Origin of the sequence: Bradyrhizobium sp. AUGA SZCCT0158 (assembly GCF_018130065.1) — a bacterium.
In the GTDB taxonomy this organism is placed as follows: domain Bacteria; phylum Pseudomonadota; class Alphaproteobacteria; order Rhizobiales; family Xanthobacteraceae; genus Bradyrhizobium.
The window spans coordinates 36,920-56,727 of record NZ_JAFCME010000014.1 but is presented as its reverse complement, the minus strand read 5'-3'; the positions used below and the strand labels follow the sequence as shown (position 1 = coordinate 56,727).

Here is a 19,808-nt window from a genome sequence, read left to right as displayed (position 1 = left end):
TTGTGGCCGGGCGGGCTTTAGTTCTAACCTCGCAGCAAAAGCGCCATAGAGCGCGGACTGGGCGACAAGAACCAAACAAAGCGAGATCTTGGGAGGATCAATGAAACGCAGGACGCTTCTCGGCGGAACGATCGGCGCGGCCGTGCTTGGCCTAACTTTTGGGCTCACCTCAGCCGCACTCGCTCAGCAACCCCCGATCAAGATCGGCATGTCGATGGCGCAGACCGGCGGTCTCGCCGGCGGCGGCAAGGCCTCGCAGCTCGGCATCGAGATCTGGCGTGACGACGTCAACGCCAGGGGTGGCCTGCTCGGCCGCAAGGTCGAACTCGTCGTTTATGACGACAAGTCGAGCGCTTCGGAAACGCCGGCGATCTATTCCAAGCTTCTGGACGTCGACAAGGTCGATATCCTGTTCGCGCCCTACGCGACCGTGCCCACCGCGCCGCTAATGCCGCTGGTCAAACAGCGCGGCATGTTGCTGATGGGCAACTTCTCGTTCCAGGTGAACAGCAAGGTTGGCCACGACATGTGGTTCAACAATGCGCCATGGGGACCGGCCGACAGCTGGGCGGCGTCCTTCCTCGAACTCGGCCAGAAGGCCGGGGGCAAGACCATCGCGCTGCTCGCGGCCGACCAGGAATTCGCACAAAACCTGGCGCTGACCGCACGCGACGTCGCCAAGAAGATGAACATGCAGATCGTGTTCGACCAGGCCTATCCGCCGAACACGGTGGAATTCTCCTCGATCCTGCGTGCGCTCAAGGCTGCCAAGCCCGACATCGTCTATGTCGCATCCTATCCGCCGGATTCGGCCGGGATCCTGCGCGCCGTGAACGAAATCGGAATCGGCAACAACGTCAAGATCTTCGGCGGTGGCATGGTCGGACTGCAGTTCGGCGCGGTCATGGAAAACCTCGGCTCCCTGCTCAATGGCGTCGTCAACTACAACACCTGGCTGCCCGAACCGAGCATGCAGAACGAGGGGACCAAGGCGTTCTTCGAGACCTATACCAAGCGCGCCATCGAAGCCAAGGTCGATCCGCTCGGCTACTATCTGGCGCCGTTCGGCTACGCCAGCGGCCAGATGATCGAGCAGGCGATCAAGGCAGTGGGATCGCTCGACCAGAAGGCGCTCGCAAAGTATCTGCGCGAGAACGAGCACAAGACCATCGTCGGTCCGATCGCTTTCGCCGCGGACGGCGAGCGCAAGGAATCCGCAACGCTGCAAGCGCAGTTCCGTGGCGTCGTGGACAAGAATATGGATCAGTTCCGCAAGCCCGGCACCCAGGTGATCCTGTTCCCGGCGAAAATGAAATCCGGCGATCTCATCAGCCCGTTCGAGGCTGCCCGGAAATAACCATCGCGGCTGATCTCCGGACCATGGTGCGCTGACAGCGCCCCGGGTAATTTGAGTGGGACAGGCAGGGCGTGCGCGAACCGGGGAAGCGGCGGCTCAGGAGCGGGTCAAGGGGGACCTTACGTGTTTTCATTTGAACTGCTGCTCGATGCAGTAGTGCTCGGGGTGCTGCTCGGCTGCTTCTACGCGGCGGTCAGCCTTGGGCTGTCAGTCGCGTTCGGCCTGCTCGACGTTCCCCACGTCGCGCACCCGGCCTTTCTTGTGCTCGCGTCCTACGCCGTCTATGTGCTCAATGAGTTTTATGGAATCGACCCGCTGCTGGCGGGACTGCTGATCACACCGTTCCTGTTCGTATTCGGTCTCGCCGCCTACCGCCTGTATTACGAGACATTCGAAAAACGCGGCAGCGACGCCGGCGTGCGCGGCATCGCGTTCTTCTTCGGCATCGCCTTCATCATCGAAGTCCTGATCATCCTGCAATTCGGCGTCGACCAGCGCTCGGTCACCGCGACCTATATCGGCAAGGCCTGGCGGATCGGCGATATGCGGATTCCCTACCGGCTGGTGGTCGCGTTCGCCGTCGCCACTTTGCTGACCACTCTGCTGGCGCTCTATCTGTCCAAGACCTTCATGGGACGCGCGATCCGCGCGGTCGCCCAGGACCAGGAGGCGCTGCGGCTGATGGGCGCCAACCCGATCCGGATCAAGCAATGGGCGTTCGGCATCGCCACCGCCGTGCTCGGCATTGCCGGCGCCCTGCTCATCATCGTAGCCCCCGTCGATCCGACGCTCGACCGCGCCTATATCGGGCGGACCTTCTGCGTCGTCGTCATGGCCGGGCTCGGCAGCATGACCGGCACGCTCGTTGCGGCCATCATCCTTGGCGTCGCCGAATCGATCGTGCTGACCCTGTTCGGCGCCTCCTGGGCGCCGGCCATTTCCTTCGCGATGCTGCTCGGTGTTCTCGCCGTGCGGCCGCAAGGCCTGTTCGGCAGGCGATCATGAAGCGCAACGGCATCTTTTTCTGGGTTGGCGCGGCGGTCTTTCTGATCGCCATTGCGCTGATGACAAAGCTCATCACCAACGAATACCCCTTCTTCGCCGGCTATGTGATCCTGCAATTCATCGTGCTCGCGGTGGCCTGGAGCATCCTCGGCGGCCATGCCGGCTATGTGAATTTCGGCACCAGCGCGTTCTTCGGCATGGGCGTCTACACCGCCGTGTTCCTGTTCAAGGTGGCCGGTGCGCCGCTCCTCGTGCAGATTGCGGCCGCTGCTGCCGTCGGCGCGCTGATGGGCTTTGCACTTGGCCTGCTGACCCTGCGCATGCAGGGCATCTTCTTCTCGATTGCGACGATCGCGCTGACCATCGTCATCGAGACCTCGATCACCAACTGGCGCTATGTCGGCGGCGCGGCCGGCATTCAATTACAGCGCCCGCCGGTGACCTGGCCGTTCTCGGGCTATGTCCAGATGCTGTTCTTTGTCCAGGCGGTGCTCGTGGTGCTGGCGGTTGTGGTCTCGCGCTACATCCAGAATTCGTGGATCGGCCGCGGCCTGCAGGCGCTGCGGGACGACGAACTCGCTGCAGAATGTACGGGTGTGCCGACCCTGCGGCTGAAAGTGCTGGCCTGCGTCGTCTCCGGCGCGCTGATGTGCGCGGCTGGCGCACCCGCCGCGATGTATCTGCAATACGCCGACCCCTCCTCCGCGTTCAATCTCAACTATTCGGTCTCGACGCTGGCGATGTCGTTGATCGGCGGCACCGCGCATTGGGCCGGCCCGATCGTCGGCGCCATCCTGCTGGGCACCACGCAGCAGTTGCTGACCGTGACCATCTCGTCGGAAGTGAACGTGCTGGTGCTCGGCGTCATGCTGGTGCTGTTCGTGGTGGCCGCCCCCGAAGGGCTGATCGGCCTGCTGCGCCGGATTCGCCGCCACCGCAGGGAGGGCAAGCAATGACGCCCCCCGACACCAGCGCACCCCTGCTGCAGATATCGGGGCTTACAAAGCGCTTCGGCGGCTTCACCGCGCTCGACAATGTCAGCGTCGATATCCGCCCCGGCGAGCGGTTCGGCCTGATCGGCCCGAACGGCTCGGGCAAGACCACGCTGATCAACTGCATCTCCGGGGCGTTCCGCACCGAGGCCCGCACGGTGGTGTTCCGCGGCGAGGACATCACGCAATTGCCGGCGCATGTCCGCACCCGCCGCGGCATCGCCCGCAGCTTCCAGATCCCGCGGCCGTTCAAAAGCATGACGGTGGTCGAGAACCTGATGGTGGCGCTTGATTTCGCGGTGGCCACGGATCCGCTGGTGTCGGCGGCGCACCGGCACGACACCGCGATGTCGATCCTTGCCGGCATGGGTCTCGCGTCCAAGGCCGATGCATCTGCCACCACGCTGAGCCAGGTCGAGCTGCGCAAGATGGAGCTTGCCCGCGCGATGGCGACGCGGCCGAAGCTGCTGATATCGGACGAGGCGATGGCCGGGCTTTCGTCTTCGGAAGTCGACGAGGTGCTTGATCTCCTGATGAGCCTTGCGGACCAGGACATCACCGTCATCATGATCGAGCACATCATGCAGGCGGTGATGCGGTTTTCGCAGCGCGTGATGTGCCTCGACGCCGGCAAGATCATCGCGATCGGCGCGCCGAACGAAGTCATGGCCAACCAGCGGGTGCAGGAGGCCTATCTTGGCACTTAGCCTTGCGATCTCCGGCCTCGATGCCGGTTACGGCGCCGTCAAGGCGCTGCGCGGCGTCTCGCTCGATGTCGAGGCCGGTGAAACCGTCGCCCTGCTCGGCACCAACGGCAACGGCAAGAGCACGCTGATGAAGTGCGTCGCCGGGCTGGTGCGGCCGCAGCGCGGAACCATGCAGCTAACGATCGATGGCACCGCGCATGACCTGACCAAATTGTCGCCGGAAGCCATCGTCGATCTCGGCGTCGCGATGGTGCCGGAGGGGCGGCGGCTGTTTCCCAAACTGACGGTGCTGGAAAACCTGATGCTCGGCGCCTTCCGCAAGGCGGCCCGGCGCGACATCGACAAGAATCTGGCGCAGGCCTTCGAAACCTTTCCGGTGCTGAAGGACCTGAAGAAACAGCTCGCCGGCACCATGTCCGGCGGCCAGCAGCAGATGCTTGCAATCGCGCGCGCGCTGATGTCCTCCCCGCGCCTGCTGTTGGTCGACGAGCCGTCCGTCGGATTATCTCCGCTGCTGGTATCGCAAACCATCACCAAGATCGGTGATCTCAATCAGCGCCTCGGCCTCACCGTGCTGATGGCCGAGCAGAACTTCAACCAGGCAATCCGCATCGCCAACCGCGGCTACATCATCGTCCACGGCGAGATCGTCGTCGCGGCCGGTTCCGTCGACGAATTGAAGGGTAACGACATCGTCAAACGGCTCTATCTCGGCGGCATAGCCTGATGGCGCAAGACGGCGCGCACGCGTCCTTGTAAAGTCGGCGACCTGACCGGAGAATTCAGCCGATGCGTCTCCTGAGCGAAGACTTCCCCTTGGGCCTGCCCGCCGGACCCGTATTCCCCAGAGCCTATCCCGAAGTCGAGCCGGACGCGCTGTCCAATGTCGAACTGTTCCTGCAGGGACAGCCGTTCGACATCTATGCCCGGCTGCGCGCCGAGGCGCCGGTGGCGTGGCAGCGTGAGGGCAGTAACGGCCCGGGCTTCTGGGCGCTGACCCAGTATAACGACGTGATGCGCGTCGATGGCGATCCGAAAACCTTCTCGTCGCAGAAGGGCGGCATCCTGATGGCCTATGGCCCGCCCGAAACGCGGCATCCCCTGCTGTTCCGCGCCTCGGTCGACGCCATGATCAACATGGACGCGCCTTGGCACCTGCAGCTCCGCAAGGAGCACATGCCCTATTTCACACCTAACTATCTCACGGGCATCCGGGAGAAAGTGGCTATCGAGACCACGCGGCTGATCGACGGCATGGCCGGCCTTGGCGAATGCGACCTGGTCGAGACGCTGTCGTCGCGGCTGCCGCTGTTCACGCTATGCGAAATCCTCGGCGTGCCGGAATCCGACCGGCCGAAATTCCTCGACTGGATGCATTATCTCGAAGTGGCCGGCCATGTTTCGGCGCAGCAGCGCAAGAACCCGCAGCCGACGCCCGAGTTCATGGCGTTCGTCAAGGCCTTCAACGAGAACGTCGCCGAGATGTTCGCCTATGGCCAGCACATGCTGCAGAAACGACGCGCCGACCCAAAGCCCGATCTGATGAGCGCGATCGCGCGCGCCACCATCGACGGCGAATTGCTGCGCGACGAATATCTCGACGGCTCCTGGCTGCTGATCGTATTCGCCGGCAACGACACCACGCGCAATTCGATTTCCGGCTCGATGAAGCTGCTGACAGAGTTCCCGGATCAGAAGCGCGCGCTGATGAATGATCTGTCGCTGCTGCCGAACGCCGTCGACGAGCTGATCCGCATGATCAGCCCTGTTATCTACATGCGCCGCACGGCCACGGAAGATACCGAGATCGGGGCACAGAAGATCGCGGCCGGCGAGAAAGTCATCATGTATTACGGCGCCGCCAATCGCGATCCTTCGATCTTTCCGGATCCCGACAAGCTCGACATCCGCCGCGCCAATGCATCGAAGAACATTGCCTTCGGCTTCGGCCCGCATGTCTGCATCGGCAAGCGCGTGGCGCAGCTGCAGCTCGAGGAAGTCTATCGCCAGCTGCTGACGCGGCTGCCTGACATCGAATACGCCGGCGGCATCGAAATGGCGCCGAACAATTTCGTGCATGCCATCCGCAAACTGCCGGTGCGGTTTACTCCGCAGCGCGCGATCTGACACTTGGCCGCATCGAGAGCCGAAGTCGCGAACCAGCGAACCGTCTCGAAACACTTTTTTACCCAAAGTAGGCAATTTTCTGCGGTAGCCGGCCAGACGTGCTAGAGGCGTTGCTATCGACGCGCGGTCTTGGACTGGGTAGCTCTATGCGCAAATTCCTCAGAAGAGCGCTGATCGTCTGCTTGGTGATAGCGGCTGTTCCGGCCGCCCTGTTCGTATCGCTATGGCTTTGGATTTCGTACAAAACCGCTGAAGTTGATAATTTTTATAAACAAAACCGACTTCTTGGCGGAATGCGCTCCGTACAGAGAGACAGCACGAACGACTCGGCGCCGGCACGCGAAGCACTTTTGAAGATAATCCCACTGGGAACGAGCAGAGAGGCCGCAATTGCCACGCTCCGCAAGGAAAAACTTGGCTGCCAGGGCATCGCCGGTCCAATCGCCTGTCAGACGATGTCTCCCAACGTTCTTGGATACAAGCAGTGGATAGTCAGTCTGGAATTCGATACTGATGAACGCCTGAGCGAAGCACGTATCGCCATTTGGAACATCTTTTTCTAACGATCAGATTTTGTTCGATATAGCCCTTGCTGCGGACGGCCTTCCACTTTACTCCGCAGCGCGCGATCTGAGCGCCGGCCGCACCGAGGGCCGCTCGCCGGACGCAAAGACGATGTCCTCATAGCCCCTGGCGACGGCATCGTTGATGGCAGAGACGTATTTCGGCGTGCCGCCGTTGTAGACGAAGTAGCGATACTTGCCGTGCTCGTGGCCCGGCACGTTGGAATTATAGCCGGTGAACCACGACTTGGCCTCTCGCATCAGCATGATGGCGTACATCTTTTTCACATGCGCGCTCCAGCGCTGCTGCGCCATCAAGCTCGGGTCGGCGCTGGTGTAGCCGCGGTCCCACATGTGCTCGAGCAACGCCATGCACCAGTTGACGCCGGTCTCGATGCCGCGCGGAAAATTCGTTGACGCCGAGCCGCTCTGCGGTCCCGTCGGCATCAGCAGGTTCGGAAAGCCATGAACCAGCATGCCGAGGAAGGTCGACGGGCCGTCCTTCCATTTGTCGTACAACTTTTCCCCGCCGATGCCTGTGATGTCGATGTGATCATACGCGCCGGTGATGGCGTCGAAGCCGGTGGAGTAGATGATGATGTCGAAATCATAATCCCGCGCCGAGGTGCGGATGCCGGTTTCGGTGACGCGCTGCAGCGGAGTCTCGCTGATATCGACGAGATGCACATTGTCGCGGTTATACGCCTCATAATAATTCGTCTCCAGCGGCACGCGTTGCACGCCAAAGCCGTGATCTTTCGGGATCAGCTTCTCCGCGATGACGGGATCCTTGACGCGGCGGCGGATACGGTCGGCGATGTAGGCGGAGAATTCGGCGTTCGCCACTTCATCGGTGAATATCTCGCGGAAATTGCTGAGCCAGATCCCGAACCCCGGCTCGTCATAGAGCTTGTCCCACAGCGCCAGGCGCTCCTCGCGCGTTACCTCGTAGAAGCCGCGCCGGTCGGGTTCGTGCTCGAAGCCGCCGGGGCTGCGGGCGCAGGCGGCGAAGATATCGTCATAGCGCGAGCGGATGTCGGCCATCTCCGCCTCCGAGATCGGTCCGTTGTTGAGCGGGGCGGCCCAGTTCGGCCGGCGCTGAAACACGGTCAACTCGCCGACCTTGTCGGCGATCTCGCCGATGATCTGAATGGCTGTCGCGCCGGTGCCGATGATCGCGACCTTCTTGCCCTTCATCTCGACCGGCTCATGCGGCCAGTAGAAGGTGTGAAACGAGGGACCCTTGAACGACTCCACGCCTTCCAGCCGCGGCAGGGTCGGTATCGACAGCAAGCCGATCGCCAGGATGACGAACCGGCAGGTCAGCTCGCGACCGTCGTCGACCGTCAGACGCCAGATGTGCTGCGTCTCATCGAACTGCGCCGCCAAAACCTTTGCGTTGAACTGCATGTATTTGCGCAGATCGAACTTGTCGGCAACATGGTTGAGATAGCGGAGGTTCTCAGGCTGGCCCGAAAACCGTTCCTTCCAGTGCCACTCGTTGAGCAATTCCCGCGAGAAGGAATAACCATAGGTGTAGCTCTCCGAGTCGAAGCGCGCGCCCGGATAGCGGTTCCGGTACCAGGTCCCGCCGAGATCGGGCGAGCCCTCCAGCACCGTGGCATCCACCCCGAGGTCGGCCAGACGCTTGATCTGATAGATGCCGGCCACGCCCGCGCCAATCACGATCACTTCGTAATGCGACTTGTCGCGGAGAACCTTATCGTGGGGAGCGTTGGTCCCTTCGGTCATTTTCCACCCGGTCTTTGTTATTCTTGGCAACGACGGCGCTCTAGTGGGCCACTATAGCAATAACCCAGCCTTTACACTTGCGTCAGCATGCCAGTGTTGCGTCGCAGAAATCTGCCGTGAAACATTGTTTGAAATTGAGCCCCTACCCGCCGTTATCAGGATTTCTCTGCTTTGCAGTTCCCACCCATGCGCGAGCCCTGATTGCACAAGCACAATGCTTCTGGGATGGTTGCACCAGGCGGGAACAGTCGGGGGCGTCGATGAACTACCAGCACATTGCATGCGAGCTCGATGGCGCGTTCATGATCGTCACGCTGAACCGGCCGGACAAGCTCAACGCCTATACCGGCCAGATGGGCGCCGAAATTACTGACGCCTTCAACCGCGCCGACATCGACGATAGCATCCGCGCCGTCATCGTCACCGGCGCCGGCCGCGCGTTCTGCGCCGGCGCCGACGTGTCGGGAGGGGCTGCGAGTTTCGACACCTCCGGCAGCCACGGCGCCGACGTGTTCGCCAGCCCGAATCCGGGCGGCGGCCGCTTTGTCGAGGCGATCTTCAATTGCCGAAAGCCCTCGATCGCCGTCATCAACGGACCGGCGGTGGGTGTAGGCATCACCATGACGTTGCCGATGGATATCAGGATCGCGGCCAGGGGCGCCAAGATCGGTTTCATCTTTGCGCGCCGCGGTCTCGTCCCGGAAGCCGGCAGCGCCTGGTTCCTGCCAAAGCTGGTCGGCCTGCCGCAGGCGTTGCGCTGGTGCCTGTCGGGCCGGACGTTCGGCGCCGATGAAGCGCTGCAAGGCGGCCTCGTCAGTGAAGTGGTCGATCCCGCGGAGCTATTGCAGCGTGCTAAGGAGATCGCGCGCGAGATGACCGAAGGGACATCAGCCGTTTCGGTCGCATTGACGCGGCAGATGTTGTGGCGCTTCTCCGGCGCGCCCGCCCCGTTCGAGCTGCTCGACATCGACAAGCCGATGTCGATCGAGCGCGGCGGCCACGCCGACGTGCGAGAGGGCGTCAAGGCCTTTCTCGAAAAGCGGCCGCCGGAGTTTCCGGGCAAAGTATCCCAGGATATGCCGAGCCAATATCCCTGGTGGAAATAGAAGCCGCGATCTCTGACAATCAACACCAACAAAGAATAACGGGACAACAGCATGCGCGACCAGTTCACCAACACCCAGCAGATCCGCAAACCCGCGGTCACCGCCAAGGGCGGCATCGTCGCCGCGCAATCCGGCAAGGCGGCCAAGGTCGGCGCCGATGTGCTGGCGGCGGGCGGCGATTGCGTCGATGCCGTGATCGCGACCACGTTTGCTCTGGGCGTGCTGGAACCCTGGATGAGCGGGCTCGGCGGCGGCGGCGCGATGGTGCTCTACCGCGCCCGTGAGGACCGTTATGAAGTGATCGACTACGGCATGCGGGCGCCGCTCAGCCTTCGCCTGGAGGATTATCCGCTGAGCGGCGGCGCGGCATCCGATCTGTTTCCGTGGGCGCGGGTCAAGGACGACCGCAACATCCATGGCCCCGGTTCGATCGCGGTGCCCGGCGTGGTCGCCGGCATGGAGGAAGCACATCGTCGCCACGCCAAAATGCCGTGGCAGGAATTGCTCGCGCCCAGCGTCGCGCTCGCCGGTGAGGGCCTTGCGGTGGACTGGTGGACCACGCTGATGATTGCGAGTGCGGCGCTTGATCTCAGGCGCTATCCCGCCAGCGCCGCCGCCTATCTCGTGGATGGATTACCGCCGAATGCACCGTGGGGGATCAAGACCAAGGTCCGCCTGCCGCAGGACAAGCTCAAGGCCACGATGGCGCATCTCGCCGCGCAGGGTCCGCGTGATTTCTACGAAGGCGATCTGGCGCGCAGCCTCGCCGCCGATGTGCGAGCAGCCGGCGGCGCGCTGTCGGTCGAAGATCTCATCCCGTTCAAGGCTTTTCTGCGCGAACCGCTGGCGATCCCCTATCGCGGCGGCAAGGTGTTTGCGACGCCGGAACTCACCGCCGGACCAACGCTGGCGCGCACGCTGCACCTGCTGCAGCAAAATCTGCAGCCCGCGAAAAGCGGACCTGACGCCGCGGCCTACACGGCCTATGCCGAAGCGCTGCAAACGGCCTACCGCGAACGCCTCAAGGACATGGGCGACGCCGACGGCCGCCGCGCGCTCGGCGCCGAAACGCTGGCGCCGGCCTGCACCACGCATTTCTCGGCCGTGGACCGCGACGGCAACATGGCCGCGGTGACGCAAACCCTGCTGTCATCGTTCGGCTCCAAATTCGTCTGCCCGCAAACCGGCATCACCATGAACAACGGCATCATGTGGTTCGACCCGACGCCGGGCACGACGAATTCGCTGGCGCCCGGCAAGCGCTGCCTCACCAATTACACGCCGGTGGTGGCGCAGGCGTCTGACGGCCGCCGCACCGCCATCGGCGCCTCCGGCGGCCGGCGCATCCTGCCCGCGGTGACGCAGCTTCTGTCGTTCGTGATGGACTACGGCATGGACCTGGACGCGGCGATCCACCAGCCGCGCATCGACGCCAGCGAAGGCGCCATCGTGATCGGCGACGTGCGCTTGCCGAAATCAACGCGGGAGAGCCTGCGTGCGCAGTTCGATTACGAGGAAGCGCGGATCCAGACCACGCCGATGAAGTTCGCCTGCCCGAGCGTCGTGCTGCGCGACGGCGCCACCAACAGCGGCGCCACCGAGGTGTTCCAGCCGTGGAGCGAGGCGGTCGCGGAAGCATAAGGCCGGCGGCCGCAGCGGATGCGGCACGTTGCAAGCTGACGCGCGCCCTAGCCGCTCAGGACTCAAGCGAGAGCAAGGGAATATCGAGGAAGTACACGAACCCGCTCGGCTCATAGGTCAATCTGACATTGCCTTTGAGTTGCCGGCCGAGCGTCTCGATCAGGCGCGTGCCGAAACTCTGGCGCGTCGGGGCCGCAACCGCCGGGCCATCCTGTTCCTTCCAGGTGAAATGCAGCCGCGATGCCGGCGCATCGATCGCCCAGCTGATGGCCACGTGACCGGCGGGCACCGACAATGCGCCAAATTTCGTGGTGTTGGTGCAGAGCTCGTTGAGCGTCATCGCGATCGCAATAACCGCGCCTGATGCGATCTGCACATCGGACCCGGCAATCGAAAAACGGGGCTTGTCCGGATTGTCGAACGGCTCGGTCGCCCCCTGGACGATCTTTCGCAGCTCCGCACCGGTCCAGCGCGCCTGCAACAGCAGATCATGGGCCCGCCCGAGCGCCAGCAGACGGCCTTCGATCGCTTGCTGCGCATGCTGCGTGCTCGGCGCGTTGCGAAGACTTTGCGACGCGATGGCGCCCACGGTTGCCAGCGTGTTCTTGATGCGGTGATGAAGCTCCTCGAGGATCAGTTTTTGGAGCTTGTCGGCGGCTTCGCGCTCCTTGGCGTCGATGCCGGCCTGCTCAAGCAGCGTCTCGGCACTGAGCTTGGCCTGTGTCAGCAACAGCCGGAGACTGACGTTTTCAGCCGCCAGCTCCTCCTGCGGTGACGTCGGATCGGACGCATCGAGGGAGGCATACGGATCAGGGACTGTTCTGAACATCGACAACGAATACCACCATCTGTCCGGCTCCGGACATTTCTTTATGCCAATGATTCAGCCGTCTGACCGTTACGGTGCAGAGCCATCGGATGTCCATCTCCTGCCAAGCTCAGGCCGGGCCAAGCATTTCGCGCATTTCCGCGATGATTTCGTCGGATTGCAGCGGTTTGCCGAAAAATCGGCTGTCCAAGGGAATGTCGCTGCCGGACAGTTTGAGCTGTCCGGACGCCAGGATGATCTTGATGGGCGGCCAATTCTCGCGGACCGCGTGTGCCAGTTGCAGCCCGTTCATGCTACCGGGCATCTGAACATCGGTCAGCATCAGCGCGATATCGGACCGGGAGCGGAGGATGGCCATGGCTTCGTCCGCATCCACGGCCTCGACCGGGACGTAGCCGGCGTCTTCCACCATATCGACCACGCGCATGCGCAGCAGCATCTCGTCCTCAACGACGAGCACGACGAGCGGAAGGAGGGAATGATCCAGCGGCATCATATGCGGTTCAACGGCGCGCCGTGACCAGGCGCACCTCACGAACGGCCGCACCCGATTCTGTGTCGCGCAGGCAGGATGATGCGATGTTCGGCCAGTTCTGGCTGGCGCAGTCTCCAGCGACGTGGCCGGCCAGCCGGTCCGCCTTAGCGAGCACAACGACTTGCTCGGCTTTCACCGCTGGCGCGAAGCCCGGCAGAGCGATCACGGCCGCTCCCAAGAGCGCGAGTATCGCGAGGGCAGAAATAGATTTGATCATATTGGACTGCTGACTGTGGCGGATCGCCAATCCCGCTGCGCTTGGGGATCGGTTGGCAACGGCGCTACGGAGGCAGAGTTCCTCAACGACGACTTATATTTGTCATCTCCGCTTGCAATTTGAGGCCGGCCCGCGCAGCGGCGCTGCCAGTTATGGCCCGCGCCGCGGCCCCGGCCATCAGCCGCGAAAATCGATGCTGCGCAGGATGATGCCGGGAGGGGTGCCCTCGAACTCCCGCGCCTGGAACTTGCGCGAGGCGCATTGTTCGATCCGGTCGCGCAGCCGGACGAACTGTTCTTCACGCCGTTCCGGCGCCGTCCGCGACACCCGCTCAAGGTCGTCCATCGCCGACGCACTGACGGCGCAGGGGACTTCCCTGCCGTCGTCCATCATGGAGAACTTCAGCACCATGCGATCATATTCGTAACCCCCGATGCTGCCACGCGCGAGCGTCATCGGGCGGTTCTCAAAGGCCGGAACAACCGTACCATCGATTTCTCCCACTTAACCCACCACCATCTTCTTCTTGGCCGGCGGGGGATTGATTTCGGCAATCCTGCGCAGGCAGTCGGCTTCGGAATCATGCGGGCCCGAAACGAAGGTGCCGCTGACCTTGGTCGAGTACCAGCCGGACACGACACCGAGGCGAAGCGATTCTTCTGTCTTGACGTGACGGGGCGAGAGATTCTTCATCAGATAAGATACTTTCAGTTTGGCCGTTCGATCTTGCATCGAACACGCTGGATAAAGTCTTGGTTGGTCGAAGCCGCTTGTTCGTCTTGTTCAGGCATCATCGCCGGCGAGCCGGGTGAGATCCGCAAGCACCGCGCTCACGAGGTCGCGGTGATGCGTGTCCGATGGCGCGAGGCTGGCCGAATAGAGATTGAGCACGTAACGCGCCTTGGCCACCGCCTCGGGCCACGAGGCGGCCGGTACGGCCAGGAGCTGGATTTCGAGCTCGCCCTGCTTGTCGCGCAGCAGTTTCGCGTTGGCCTCGACGTCGGCCAGCACGCGGCGGATATCGGTTGCCTTCTGCGCCGCCATGCCGCGATGCTTGTCGAGCTCGATCGGGGTTTCAGTCACGAGGCGCGCTCGCGTCGATGCGCTGCGCATCGGACAGATCGACCGAACTGATCGAAATCATTTCCATCGAAGATCGGTGCGGCGCCGCTGCTGGGACCATGATCATGGTGGCGACACGCCGGAAGCACGGGAACGACAGCCCTTCGATCATCTCCTCATCGGTGACGACTTCGTAAGCGCCGGGCGCGAGTTGGCGATCGATTCCCTTGATGCGGAACGGGTGCCTGAAATGAATCGTTTCCCGTCGCGAGCGCATCGTCATGGCAACAGACCTCGTCTGTGCACGGAACCATCGGGTTGTTCGGACATCGGCGCAGCGTGCGCGCTTTTGCGGCAATTAGCTATCGTTTTCTCTGTCGAGAGGCGCATTTGGTCGAATAAAGCAGCAAAAGCCTTGTATTCGGTGGTTTCGTAGCCATTTCGAGCAGGTATTCAGCCAAGAAAGTGTTTCGAATGAAGCTGCGCGTCGGATTCGAAATGCTCTACGATTTCCCGCAGCCGACCCCCATGATCATGGTGCTGGGCACACATTTCACGCGCGCCTCCGATGTCATCGTGCCGGACTTCCTGACCACCACGCCTGCGGTCGAGATCACGCCCTATCGCGACATGTTCGGCAATTGGTGCAGCCGCATGGTGGCACCTGCGGGGCGCCTGCGTCTTGCCGCCGATGGCGTCGTTCGCGACTCCGGCCTGCCCGATCCGGTGTTTTCCTCGGCGGTCCAGCACGCGGTCGAGGATCTGCCTGCGGACACGTTGGTCTATCTGCTCGGCAGCCGCTATTGCGAAACCGACCGGCTTTCTGACATCGCCTGGCAATTGTTCGAGAAGACGCCGCCGGGCTGGGCGCGGGTGCAGGCGATCTGCGATTTCGTGCATCGCCATATCGCGTTCGGTTACGAGCACGCCCGCGCCACCAAGACGGCGTGGGAGGCCTATAGCGAAGGCAAGGGCGTCTGCCGCGACTATGCTCATCTCGCCATCACGTTCTGCCGCTGCATGAACATTCCGGCGCGCTATTGCACCGGCTATCTCAGCGACATCGGCACGCCAAAACCCTGGGCCGTGGGGGATTTCGCCGGCTGGTTCGAGGCCTATATCGGCGGGCGCTGGCACATGTTCGATCCGCGCAACAACGTGCCGCGGATCGGCCGCGTCCTGATTGCGCAGGGCCGCGATGCCTCCGACGTGCCGATCACCCAGACCTTCGGCCCGAACACGCTGGCGAGCTTCAAGGTGTGGACCGACGAGGTCACCGCATGAGCGAACCACACCCTGCCCTCAGCGCCGACGAATTCGCCTCCTTGCGCGAAGTCAGCAAGGGCGATGCGCAGCGTGAAATTCCACAGCTGCACTGGGAGCGGCTGGTCGGTCTCGGATACGCAGTGCGGCGGCTCGGCGAACTCGGTTTGACCGCGTCCGGCCTGCGGCGCCTGGCGAGCGGCCAGTAGCCACTTCAACCCCAGGAGCCGCTTGCACCGCTGGCGAGATGGATGCAACTTTCGGCCGACTTGGCCGTAACTCGCTGCATCAGCCAGGGAATATCCGCATGCGCGCTCTTGCTCTCCTTGTCGTCTTCCTGATCGGAATTGGATCGCCGGCCTTCGCTGACGACGTTGCTACCGCGCAAAGCGTGATCCGCGCGCAGGAGCAGGCTTTTGGCCGCGACGATTCCGCCGCCGCCTATTCTCACGCGGCGCCGTCGATCCAGCAGATTTTTCCGGAAGCCGATATCTTTATGCAGATGGTCCGGCAGGCCTATCCGCCGGTCTATCGCCACAAGAGTTTTGAGTTCGGCGAAGCCCGCGCGGCGGGTGGCCAGATCGCCCAGCGCGTCCACATCGTCGATGCCAATGGCGAGGCATGGGAGGCGCTGTATACGCTGGAGCAGCAGCCCGACGGCAGTTTCAAGATCACGGGCTGCTCGTTGTTGAAGGCGGGCCAGGCGGTGTGAGACATACGTTGCGACAGAGGGCCGCACCAAGCCTCGGCATCAGAATTCGCATGCAGTCCTTTGCCATTGCAACCGCCGGGGGTTTGCGCCTTACTCGCCCCAATGGACGCAACCGCGTCTTGATCCGGGAGGAAACAAAAATGAAAACAGTACAGACGATGCTGGCCGAAGCCGAAGCCGAGGTGCCGCGTATCAGCCCGGATGAAGCGAAGAAACTGGTTGGCCGGGCCGACGTGCTTTTTCTCGACGTCCGTGAACCGGCCGAGGTCGCAACATCGGGCAAGGTGCCGGGCGCGCTCGCCATTCCGCGAGGACTTGTGGAATTTCGTGCCGATCCAGCTTCCGCGCTGCACGACGCGGCGTTCGATCGATCCAAGACGGTGGTCGCCTACTGCGCATCCGGCGGGCGCTCGGCGCTGGTCGGCAAGACCCTGAAGGACATGGGATACGATAACGTCCGCAACCTTGGCGGCTTCAAGGGCTGGCTGGAGGCCGGCGGCGAAGTCGAGAAGGGATAATTGGCGCGAGCATGATCCGGACCCGCAGGGCCGCGTTAGCGCAGCGCGGGTAACGGCTTTCCCTCGCGACAAACGCGGAAAAGCGTTCGGAGATCATGCTCACGCAAGAAGATGGAGCGGGGTGGCGGTTCGAAGAACCGTCACCCCGATCTAGGCCATCGCCATCCGCTGCCGCGCGCGCATCAACAGCAGCACCATGATGGCGATGTTGACCAGGTTCCAGGCGACGCCGTTGGTAAACGCGGCGGCGTAGGAGCCGGTGGCGTCGAAGATGACTCCGGAAATCCACCCCCCGAACGACATGCCGAACACCGAAGCCAGGATCACGAACCCGACGCGTGTCGCAGCCTCCGAAGCCGGCATCGTCTCGCGGACGATGATGGCGTAGCTCGGCACGATGCCGCCCTGGAACAGCCCGAACATCGCGGAAATCAGGTAGAGCGAGGTCAGGCCATCGAAGAACAGGTAGAAAAGAAGCGCGGTGCCTTGCGCGACCGAGCCGATCAGCAGCGTCGGGATGCCGCCGATCTTGTCGGCCAGGAAACCAGAGCCGATGCGGCTGATGATGCCGAGACCCAGCATCAGCGACAGCATTTCGGCGCCGCGCGCCACGCCATAGCCGAGATCGTTGCAATATGCGACGATATGAACCTGCGGCATCGACATCGCCACGCAGCATGAGATGCTGGCGAGCCCCAGGATCACGGTGAGCGCATTGGTTGACAGCTTCAGGTCGAGCCGCGGCGGCAGCGCGTTGGCGTGGCTGCGGCGCACCCCTGCGCCCATCAGCACGCGCAAGCCGATCAGCGCCAGCGTCATCGCCACGGCAGTGAAGATACCGAGCGCGATATGGGTGGTGCGCCAGCCATAGGTCTGCATGCCCCAGTTCACCAGCGACGGCCAGACCGCACCGCCGATGTAGTTGCCGCTGGCGGCGATCGCGACCGCCAGCCCGCGGTAGCGCTCGAACCAGTGCGAGGCTTCCGCCATCAGCGGCCCGAAGGTTGCCGCCGAAGAAAGCCCGATGGCAAAATGCACGAGAATGTACGGCCAGATCGACCATGAGATGCCGGCGACGATATAGCCGAGGCCCAGAATACTGATGCCAAGCCCGATCGCGGTGACGATACCGTAGCGGTCGGATATTTTGCCTGTGATCACCTGGCCCAAACCGAAACCGAGCATCATCATGGTGAAGGCCAGTGACGCCGCGCCTCGCGTGGCGCCAAAATCCTGCTGCACCACCGGCAGCGCGACCACCACCGACCACATGCCGACGCTGCCGAGCGAGCCGATCAGTACGGCCACGGCAAGCCGGGCCCAGGCTCGGCGCGAGTCGGGGACGAACAGTTCGGAATCTCGAATGAATTCAGAAGAAATTACCACGGCGGGCGCAACTTCTAGCGCAATTGCCTAGAGGTCAAGCCACAATGGCGCGATATTGGGCATGCAGATGTGGAGGGGGTGCGCGTCATACGACCAGCACCTCCCCCTCAGAGCATTAGCGCCTACTCTCAGAGCAATGGCACCTGCTCACGCCATCTGCTGCCACAACTTTTGCACCAGCACGCCGGCGCGTTTCTCGATCGACGCCGCGGCATCGAGCGCCAGATCCTCGCGATAACGTCCCGCGATCAGTTGCACGCCGATCGGCTTGCCCTCGTGCAGCGCGACGGGAACCACCGCGGACGGCAGGCCCAGCACGTTGATCGCGGAAATGAACCGCAAATCGTTGAAGAACATCTCGGCCACGCGCTCCAAGCTGGTCGTATCCGCGCGCGGCCCGGGCGTCGGCATGACCGTGGTCGGCGCCAGCACGACCGGATAATCCTCAAAGAAGGCTTGCCAGGCGCGAATATGACCGTTGCGCGCGGCGGTCGCACGCATCCAGCCCGCGAGGTCGAGCGTGTTCGCCTTGAGCTTGATGCCGCCCCAGGCGGTGTGGAAATGCTCCGAGGCCACCGCCAGCATCCCGGCTTCCTGCAGCACGGCAACTTCATTGACGATGATGTCGCACCAGGTCTGCCAGACGCCGTTGATATCGGGGACCTCGACTTCGCTGACGCGATAGCCCCCGCGCTCCAGATGGTCGGCGGCCTGCTTCAGCGCCGCTCGCACCGATGGATCGACGTTCATGTCGGCGGGCAGTTTCGCCAGCGCGACCTTGATCGGCCCCTTCGGTTTCGGACCCGCCAGAGGTGCCGGCACCCACCAGGGATCGCGCGGATCGCGCTGGCACATCACTTCAAGGCCGAGCCTGACGTCGCCGACGCTGCGCGCCAGCGGTCCCTGCGCCGACATCAGGTGCGCGAGCATCGGCCGCTCGGCCGTGGCGCTTTGATTGAAGGCGGGGATACGGCCTTGCGTCGGCTTGATGGTGGCGACACCGTTGCAATGCGCCGGCCAGCGCAGCGAGCCGCCGATGTCGTTGCCATGCGCGATCGTGCCGATGCCGGCCGCCACCGCCGAGCCGGCGCCGCCCGATGACCCGCCGCAGGTGATCTCGGGGTCCCATGGGTTGAGCGTCAGTCCGTGCAGCGGGTTATCCGTGAAGCCGCGGAACGAGAATTCCGGCGTGTTGGTCAGGCCCAACACGATCGCGCCGGCCTTCCTGAGGTTGCGCACCACAGGCGCGTCCGAGGGCGCGATGATGTTCATTTGCGCAGGCACGCCGTTGGGATTGGGCCTGCCTTCGTAATCGACATTTTCCTTGATCGTGATCGGCACGCCATGCAGCAGGCCGAGTTCGCCGCCTTTCGCCCGCGCCCGGTCCGCCGCCCTGGCGGCCTTGAGCGCTTCGTCGGAGAGATCGACCACAATCGCGTTAAGCTTCGGATTGACCGCGCGCATCCGCGCAATGTGGGCCTCGGTCACCTCGACCGAGGAAGTCGCGCCGGACCGGATCGCGGCCGCGGTCTCCAGCGCCGACCATTGCCAGACCGGCCCCTTGGGCACGGCCGGCTTGCGCGATGCGGTCTTTTTCCCGGTCTTGCTGGCCGCCTTCGCGGCGTTGCTGGTGCGGACAGCAGTTTTTTTGGTCGATTTCTTCGCAGGCGCCTTTTTCGAAGCGCGCTGCTTCACAACTCTCTTGGCCAAGTCGGTTCTCCCCAATTGCGCAGCGAAGGTTATGGGCCAAGAGGCCGCGTGTCGAGGCTTACACGCCTGACCAACGAGCTTCTTCAATCGATTGATTCAAAAGCGATCAATGCGAGCAGGCGCGCTCCGATCGCAAAAATGCGCCGTGTCTGAACGGCGATCGAATGGGAAAGGCGCATTTGCCATCGGCATTCCGTGATCCGGGTCACTTTTTCGAAGGCGCGGATCGTTCAGGTTGCGCGCGGGCTCGGGACCACCGCCCGGCCGCTTCTAACGGTTTCGTGAGCAGCAATAGTGAAGCAGCTCACGATCGCCGCCGCGCGTCT

23 protein-coding genes are annotated in these 19,808 nt (G+C 63.1%); 13 read left to right on the top strand and 10 right to left on the bottom strand.

Going from position 1 to position 19,808, the window contains the following annotated elements:
• The first annotated feature begins 100 nt into the window (after positions 1-100).
• From JQ574_RS20685 to JQ574_RS20655, 7 genes are all read left to right on the top strand, one after another.
• Positions 101-1,357 (top strand): amino acid ABC transporter substrate-binding protein, encoded by a 1,257-nt coding sequence (locus JQ574_RS20685; RefSeq protein ID WP_212210198.1) that lies wholly within the window; start codon positions 101-103, stop codon positions 1,355-1,357.
• A gap of 123 nt (positions 1,358-1,480) precedes the next feature.
• Complete coding sequence (locus JQ574_RS20680) at positions 1,481-2,362, top strand: branched-chain amino acid ABC transporter permease (protein ID WP_212033112.1); 882 nt, start codon at positions 1,481-1,483, stop codon at positions 2,360-2,362.
• Entirely contained in the window at positions 2,359-3,318 is a 960-nt protein-coding gene (locus tag JQ574_RS20675) for a branched-chain amino acid ABC transporter permease (RefSeq protein WP_212210197.1), read from the top strand. The genes JQ574_RS20680 and JQ574_RS20675 overlap by 4 nt, the downstream gene beginning before the upstream one ends.
• Positions 3,315-4,061, top strand: a complete 747-nt coding sequence (locus tag JQ574_RS20670; RefSeq protein WP_212383807.1) for an ABC transporter ATP-binding protein — start codon at positions 3,315-3,317, stop codon at positions 4,059-4,061. Before JQ574_RS20675 ends, JQ574_RS20670 begins: the two co-directional genes overlap by 4 nt.
• A complete protein-coding gene (locus JQ574_RS20665) occupies positions 4,051-4,788 on the top strand; it encodes an ABC transporter ATP-binding protein (protein ID WP_212210195.1) in 738 nt (245 codons plus the stop codon). Before JQ574_RS20670 ends, JQ574_RS20665 begins: the two co-directional genes overlap by 11 nt.
• A gap of 62 nt (positions 4,789-4,850) precedes the next feature.
• Complete coding sequence (locus JQ574_RS20660) at positions 4,851-6,188, top strand: cytochrome P450 (protein WP_212210194.1); 1,338 nt, start codon at positions 4,851-4,853, stop codon at positions 6,186-6,188.
• Positions 6,189-6,334: 146 nt separating this feature from the next.
• The gene (locus tag JQ574_RS20655; RefSeq protein WP_212210193.1) at positions 6,335-6,751 is read left to right on the top strand and encodes a hypothetical protein; all 417 of its coding nucleotides are present in this window, start codon (positions 6,335-6,337) and stop codon (positions 6,749-6,751) included.
• Positions 6,752-6,799: 48 nt separating this feature from the next.
• Here JQ574_RS20655 and JQ574_RS20650 read toward each other — a convergent pair whose 3' ends face one another.
• The gene (locus JQ574_RS20650) at positions 6,800-8,503 is read right to left on the bottom strand and encodes an NAD(P)/FAD-dependent oxidoreductase (protein WP_212210192.1); all 1,704 of its coding nucleotides are present in this window, start codon (positions 8,501-8,503) and stop codon (positions 6,800-6,802) included.
• Between the two features lie 260 nt (positions 8,504-8,763).
• Between JQ574_RS20650 and JQ574_RS20645 the strand changes: the two genes are divergently transcribed.
• Entirely contained in the window at positions 8,764-9,609 is an 846-nt protein-coding gene (locus JQ574_RS20645) for an enoyl-CoA hydratase-related protein (RefSeq protein WP_212210191.1), read from the top strand.
• A gap of 51 nt (positions 9,610-9,660) precedes the next feature.
• The gene (locus JQ574_RS20640; RefSeq protein WP_212210190.1) at positions 9,661-11,250 is read left to right on the top strand and encodes a gamma-glutamyltransferase family protein; all 1,590 of its coding nucleotides are present in this window, start codon (positions 9,661-9,663) and stop codon (positions 11,248-11,250) included.
• 55 nt (positions 11,251-11,305) lie between these two features.
• Here the strand turns inward: JQ574_RS20640 and JQ574_RS20635 are convergent, their stop codons facing one another.
• The 7 genes from JQ574_RS20635 to JQ574_RS20605 all read right to left on the bottom strand — a co-directional run bounded on the left by JQ574_RS20635 (position 11,306) and on the right by JQ574_RS20605 (position 14,176).
• Positions 11,306-12,079: a sensor histidine kinase gene (locus tag JQ574_RS20635; RefSeq protein WP_212210189.1), complete on the bottom strand. Its 774-nt coding sequence runs from the start codon at positions 12,077-12,079 to the stop codon at positions 11,306-11,308.
• 109 nt (positions 12,080-12,188) lie between these two features.
• The gene (locus tag JQ574_RS20630) at positions 12,189-12,575 is read right to left on the bottom strand and encodes a response regulator (RefSeq protein ID WP_212210188.1); all 387 of its coding nucleotides are present in this window, start codon (positions 12,573-12,575) and stop codon (positions 12,189-12,191) included.
• Between the two features lie 7 nt (positions 12,576-12,582).
• Positions 12,583-12,831, bottom strand: a complete 249-nt coding sequence (locus JQ574_RS20625) for a hypothetical protein (protein WP_212210187.1) — start codon at positions 12,829-12,831, stop codon at positions 12,583-12,585.
• A gap of 177 nt (positions 12,832-13,008) precedes the next feature.
• The gene (locus tag JQ574_RS20620; RefSeq protein WP_192740012.1) at positions 13,009-13,287 is read right to left on the bottom strand and encodes a DUF1488 domain-containing protein; all 279 of its coding nucleotides are present in this window, start codon (positions 13,285-13,287) and stop codon (positions 13,009-13,011) included.
• A 48-nt stretch (positions 13,288-13,335) separates the two neighbouring features.
• Entirely contained in the window at positions 13,336-13,563 is a 228-nt protein-coding gene (locus JQ574_RS20615) for a hypothetical protein (RefSeq protein ID WP_249119491.1), read from the bottom strand.
• Positions 13,564-13,614: 51 nt separating this feature from the next.
• Positions 13,615-13,914: a hypothetical protein gene (locus JQ574_RS20610; protein ID WP_212210186.1), complete on the bottom strand. Its 300-nt coding sequence runs from the start codon at positions 13,912-13,914 to the stop codon at positions 13,615-13,617.
• Complete coding sequence (locus JQ574_RS20605) at positions 13,907-14,176, bottom strand: hypothetical protein (protein WP_209842810.1); 270 nt, start codon at positions 14,174-14,176, stop codon at positions 13,907-13,909. The genes JQ574_RS20610 and JQ574_RS20605 overlap by 8 nt, the downstream gene beginning before the upstream one ends.
• Positions 14,177-14,367: 191 nt before the next feature.
• On the opposite strand from JQ574_RS20605, the gene JQ574_RS20600 reads away from it, so the two are divergent.
• The 4 genes from JQ574_RS20600 to JQ574_RS20585 all read left to right on the top strand — a co-directional run bounded on the left by JQ574_RS20600 (position 14,368) and on the right by JQ574_RS20585 (position 16,386).
• Positions 14,368-15,177: a transglutaminase family protein gene (locus tag JQ574_RS20600; RefSeq protein ID WP_212210185.1), complete on the top strand. Its 810-nt coding sequence runs from the start codon at positions 14,368-14,370 to the stop codon at positions 15,175-15,177.
• Positions 15,174-15,365: a hypothetical protein gene (locus JQ574_RS20595; RefSeq protein WP_192739931.1), complete on the top strand. Its 192-nt coding sequence runs from the start codon at positions 15,174-15,176 to the stop codon at positions 15,363-15,365. The genes JQ574_RS20600 and JQ574_RS20595 overlap by 4 nt, the downstream gene beginning before the upstream one ends.
• 98 nt (positions 15,366-15,463) lie before the next feature.
• Positions 15,464-15,868, top strand: coding sequence for a DUF4864 domain-containing protein (locus tag JQ574_RS20590; protein WP_212210184.1), 405 nt, complete (start codon positions 15,464-15,466; stop codon positions 15,866-15,868).
• A 140-nt stretch (positions 15,869-16,008) separates the two neighbouring features.
• Complete coding sequence (locus tag JQ574_RS20585) at positions 16,009-16,386, top strand: rhodanese-like domain-containing protein (RefSeq protein WP_212210183.1); 378 nt, start codon at positions 16,009-16,011, stop codon at positions 16,384-16,386.
• A gap of 150 nt (positions 16,387-16,536) precedes the next feature.
• Here the strand turns inward: JQ574_RS20585 and JQ574_RS20580 are convergent, their stop codons facing one another.
• The gene (locus JQ574_RS20580) at positions 16,537-17,772 is read right to left on the bottom strand and encodes an MFS transporter (protein WP_312014624.1); all 1,236 of its coding nucleotides are present in this window, start codon (positions 17,770-17,772) and stop codon (positions 16,537-16,539) included.
• Positions 17,773-17,919: 147 nt separating this feature from the next.
• Positions 17,920-19,482 (bottom strand): amidase family protein, encoded by a 1,563-nt coding sequence (locus tag JQ574_RS20575; RefSeq protein WP_212210182.1) that lies wholly within the window; start codon positions 19,480-19,482, stop codon positions 17,920-17,922.
• Between the last annotated feature and the right edge of the window lie 326 nt (positions 19,483-19,808).

What these genes read in the sequence shown, in the direction of transcription:
- JQ574_RS20590 (WP_212210184.1), top strand. Translation starts at nt 15,464, where the DNA reads ATGCGCGCTCTTGCTCTCCTTGTCGTCTTCCTGATCGGAATTGGATCG.
- JQ574_RS20630 (WP_212210188.1), bottom strand. Translation starts at nt 12,575, where the DNA reads ATGATGCCGCTGGATCATTCCCTCCTTCCGCTCGTCGTGCTCGTCGTT.
- JQ574_RS20675 (WP_212210197.1), top strand. Translation starts at nt 2,359, where the DNA reads ATGAAGCGCAACGGCATCTTTTTCTGGGTTGGCGCGGCGGTCTTTCTG.
- JQ574_RS20625 (WP_212210187.1), bottom strand. Translation starts at nt 12,831, where the DNA reads ATGATCAAATCTATTTCTGCCCTCGCGATACTCGCGCTCTTGGGAGCG.
- JQ574_RS20645 (WP_212210191.1), top strand. Translation starts at nt 8,764, where the DNA reads ATGAACTACCAGCACATTGCATGCGAGCTCGATGGCGCGTTCATGATC.
- JQ574_RS20660 (WP_212210194.1), top strand. Translation starts at nt 4,851, where the DNA reads ATGCGTCTCCTGAGCGAAGACTTCCCCTTGGGCCTGCCCGCCGGACCC.
- JQ574_RS20605 (WP_209842810.1), bottom strand. Translation starts at nt 14,176, where the DNA reads ATGACGATGCGCTCGCGACGGGAAACGATTCATTTCAGGCACCCGTTC.
- JQ574_RS20670 (WP_212383807.1), top strand. Translation starts at nt 3,315, where the DNA reads ATGACGCCCCCCGACACCAGCGCACCCCTGCTGCAGATATCGGGGCTT.
- JQ574_RS20615 (WP_249119491.1), bottom strand. Translation starts at nt 13,563, where the DNA reads ATGCAAGATCGAACGGCCAAACTGAAAGTATCTTATCTGATGAAGAAT.
- JQ574_RS20620 (WP_192740012.1), bottom strand. Translation starts at nt 13,287, where the DNA reads ATGACGCTCGCGCGTGGCAGCATCGGGGGTTACGAATATGATCGCATG.
- JQ574_RS20585 (WP_212210183.1), top strand. Translation starts at nt 16,009, where the DNA reads ATGAAAACAGTACAGACGATGCTGGCCGAAGCCGAAGCCGAGGTGCCG.
- JQ574_RS20635 (WP_212210189.1), bottom strand. Translation starts at nt 12,079, where the DNA reads ATGTTCAGAACAGTCCCTGATCCGTATGCCTCCCTCGATGCGTCCGAT.
- JQ574_RS20600 (WP_212210185.1), top strand. Translation starts at nt 14,368, where the DNA reads ATGAAGCTGCGCGTCGGATTCGAAATGCTCTACGATTTCCCGCAGCCG.
- JQ574_RS20650 (WP_212210192.1), bottom strand. Translation starts at nt 8,503, where the DNA reads ATGACCGAAGGGACCAACGCTCCCCACGATAAGGTTCTCCGCGACAAG.
- JQ574_RS20595 (WP_192739931.1), top strand. Translation starts at nt 15,174, where the DNA reads ATGAGCGAACCACACCCTGCCCTCAGCGCCGACGAATTCGCCTCCTTG.
- JQ574_RS20685 (WP_212210198.1), top strand. Translation starts at nt 101, where the DNA reads ATGAAACGCAGGACGCTTCTCGGCGGAACGATCGGCGCGGCCGTGCTT.
- JQ574_RS20655 (WP_212210193.1), top strand. Translation starts at nt 6,335, where the DNA reads ATGCGCAAATTCCTCAGAAGAGCGCTGATCGTCTGCTTGGTGATAGCG.
- JQ574_RS20640 (WP_212210190.1), top strand. Translation starts at nt 9,661, where the DNA reads ATGCGCGACCAGTTCACCAACACCCAGCAGATCCGCAAACCCGCGGTC.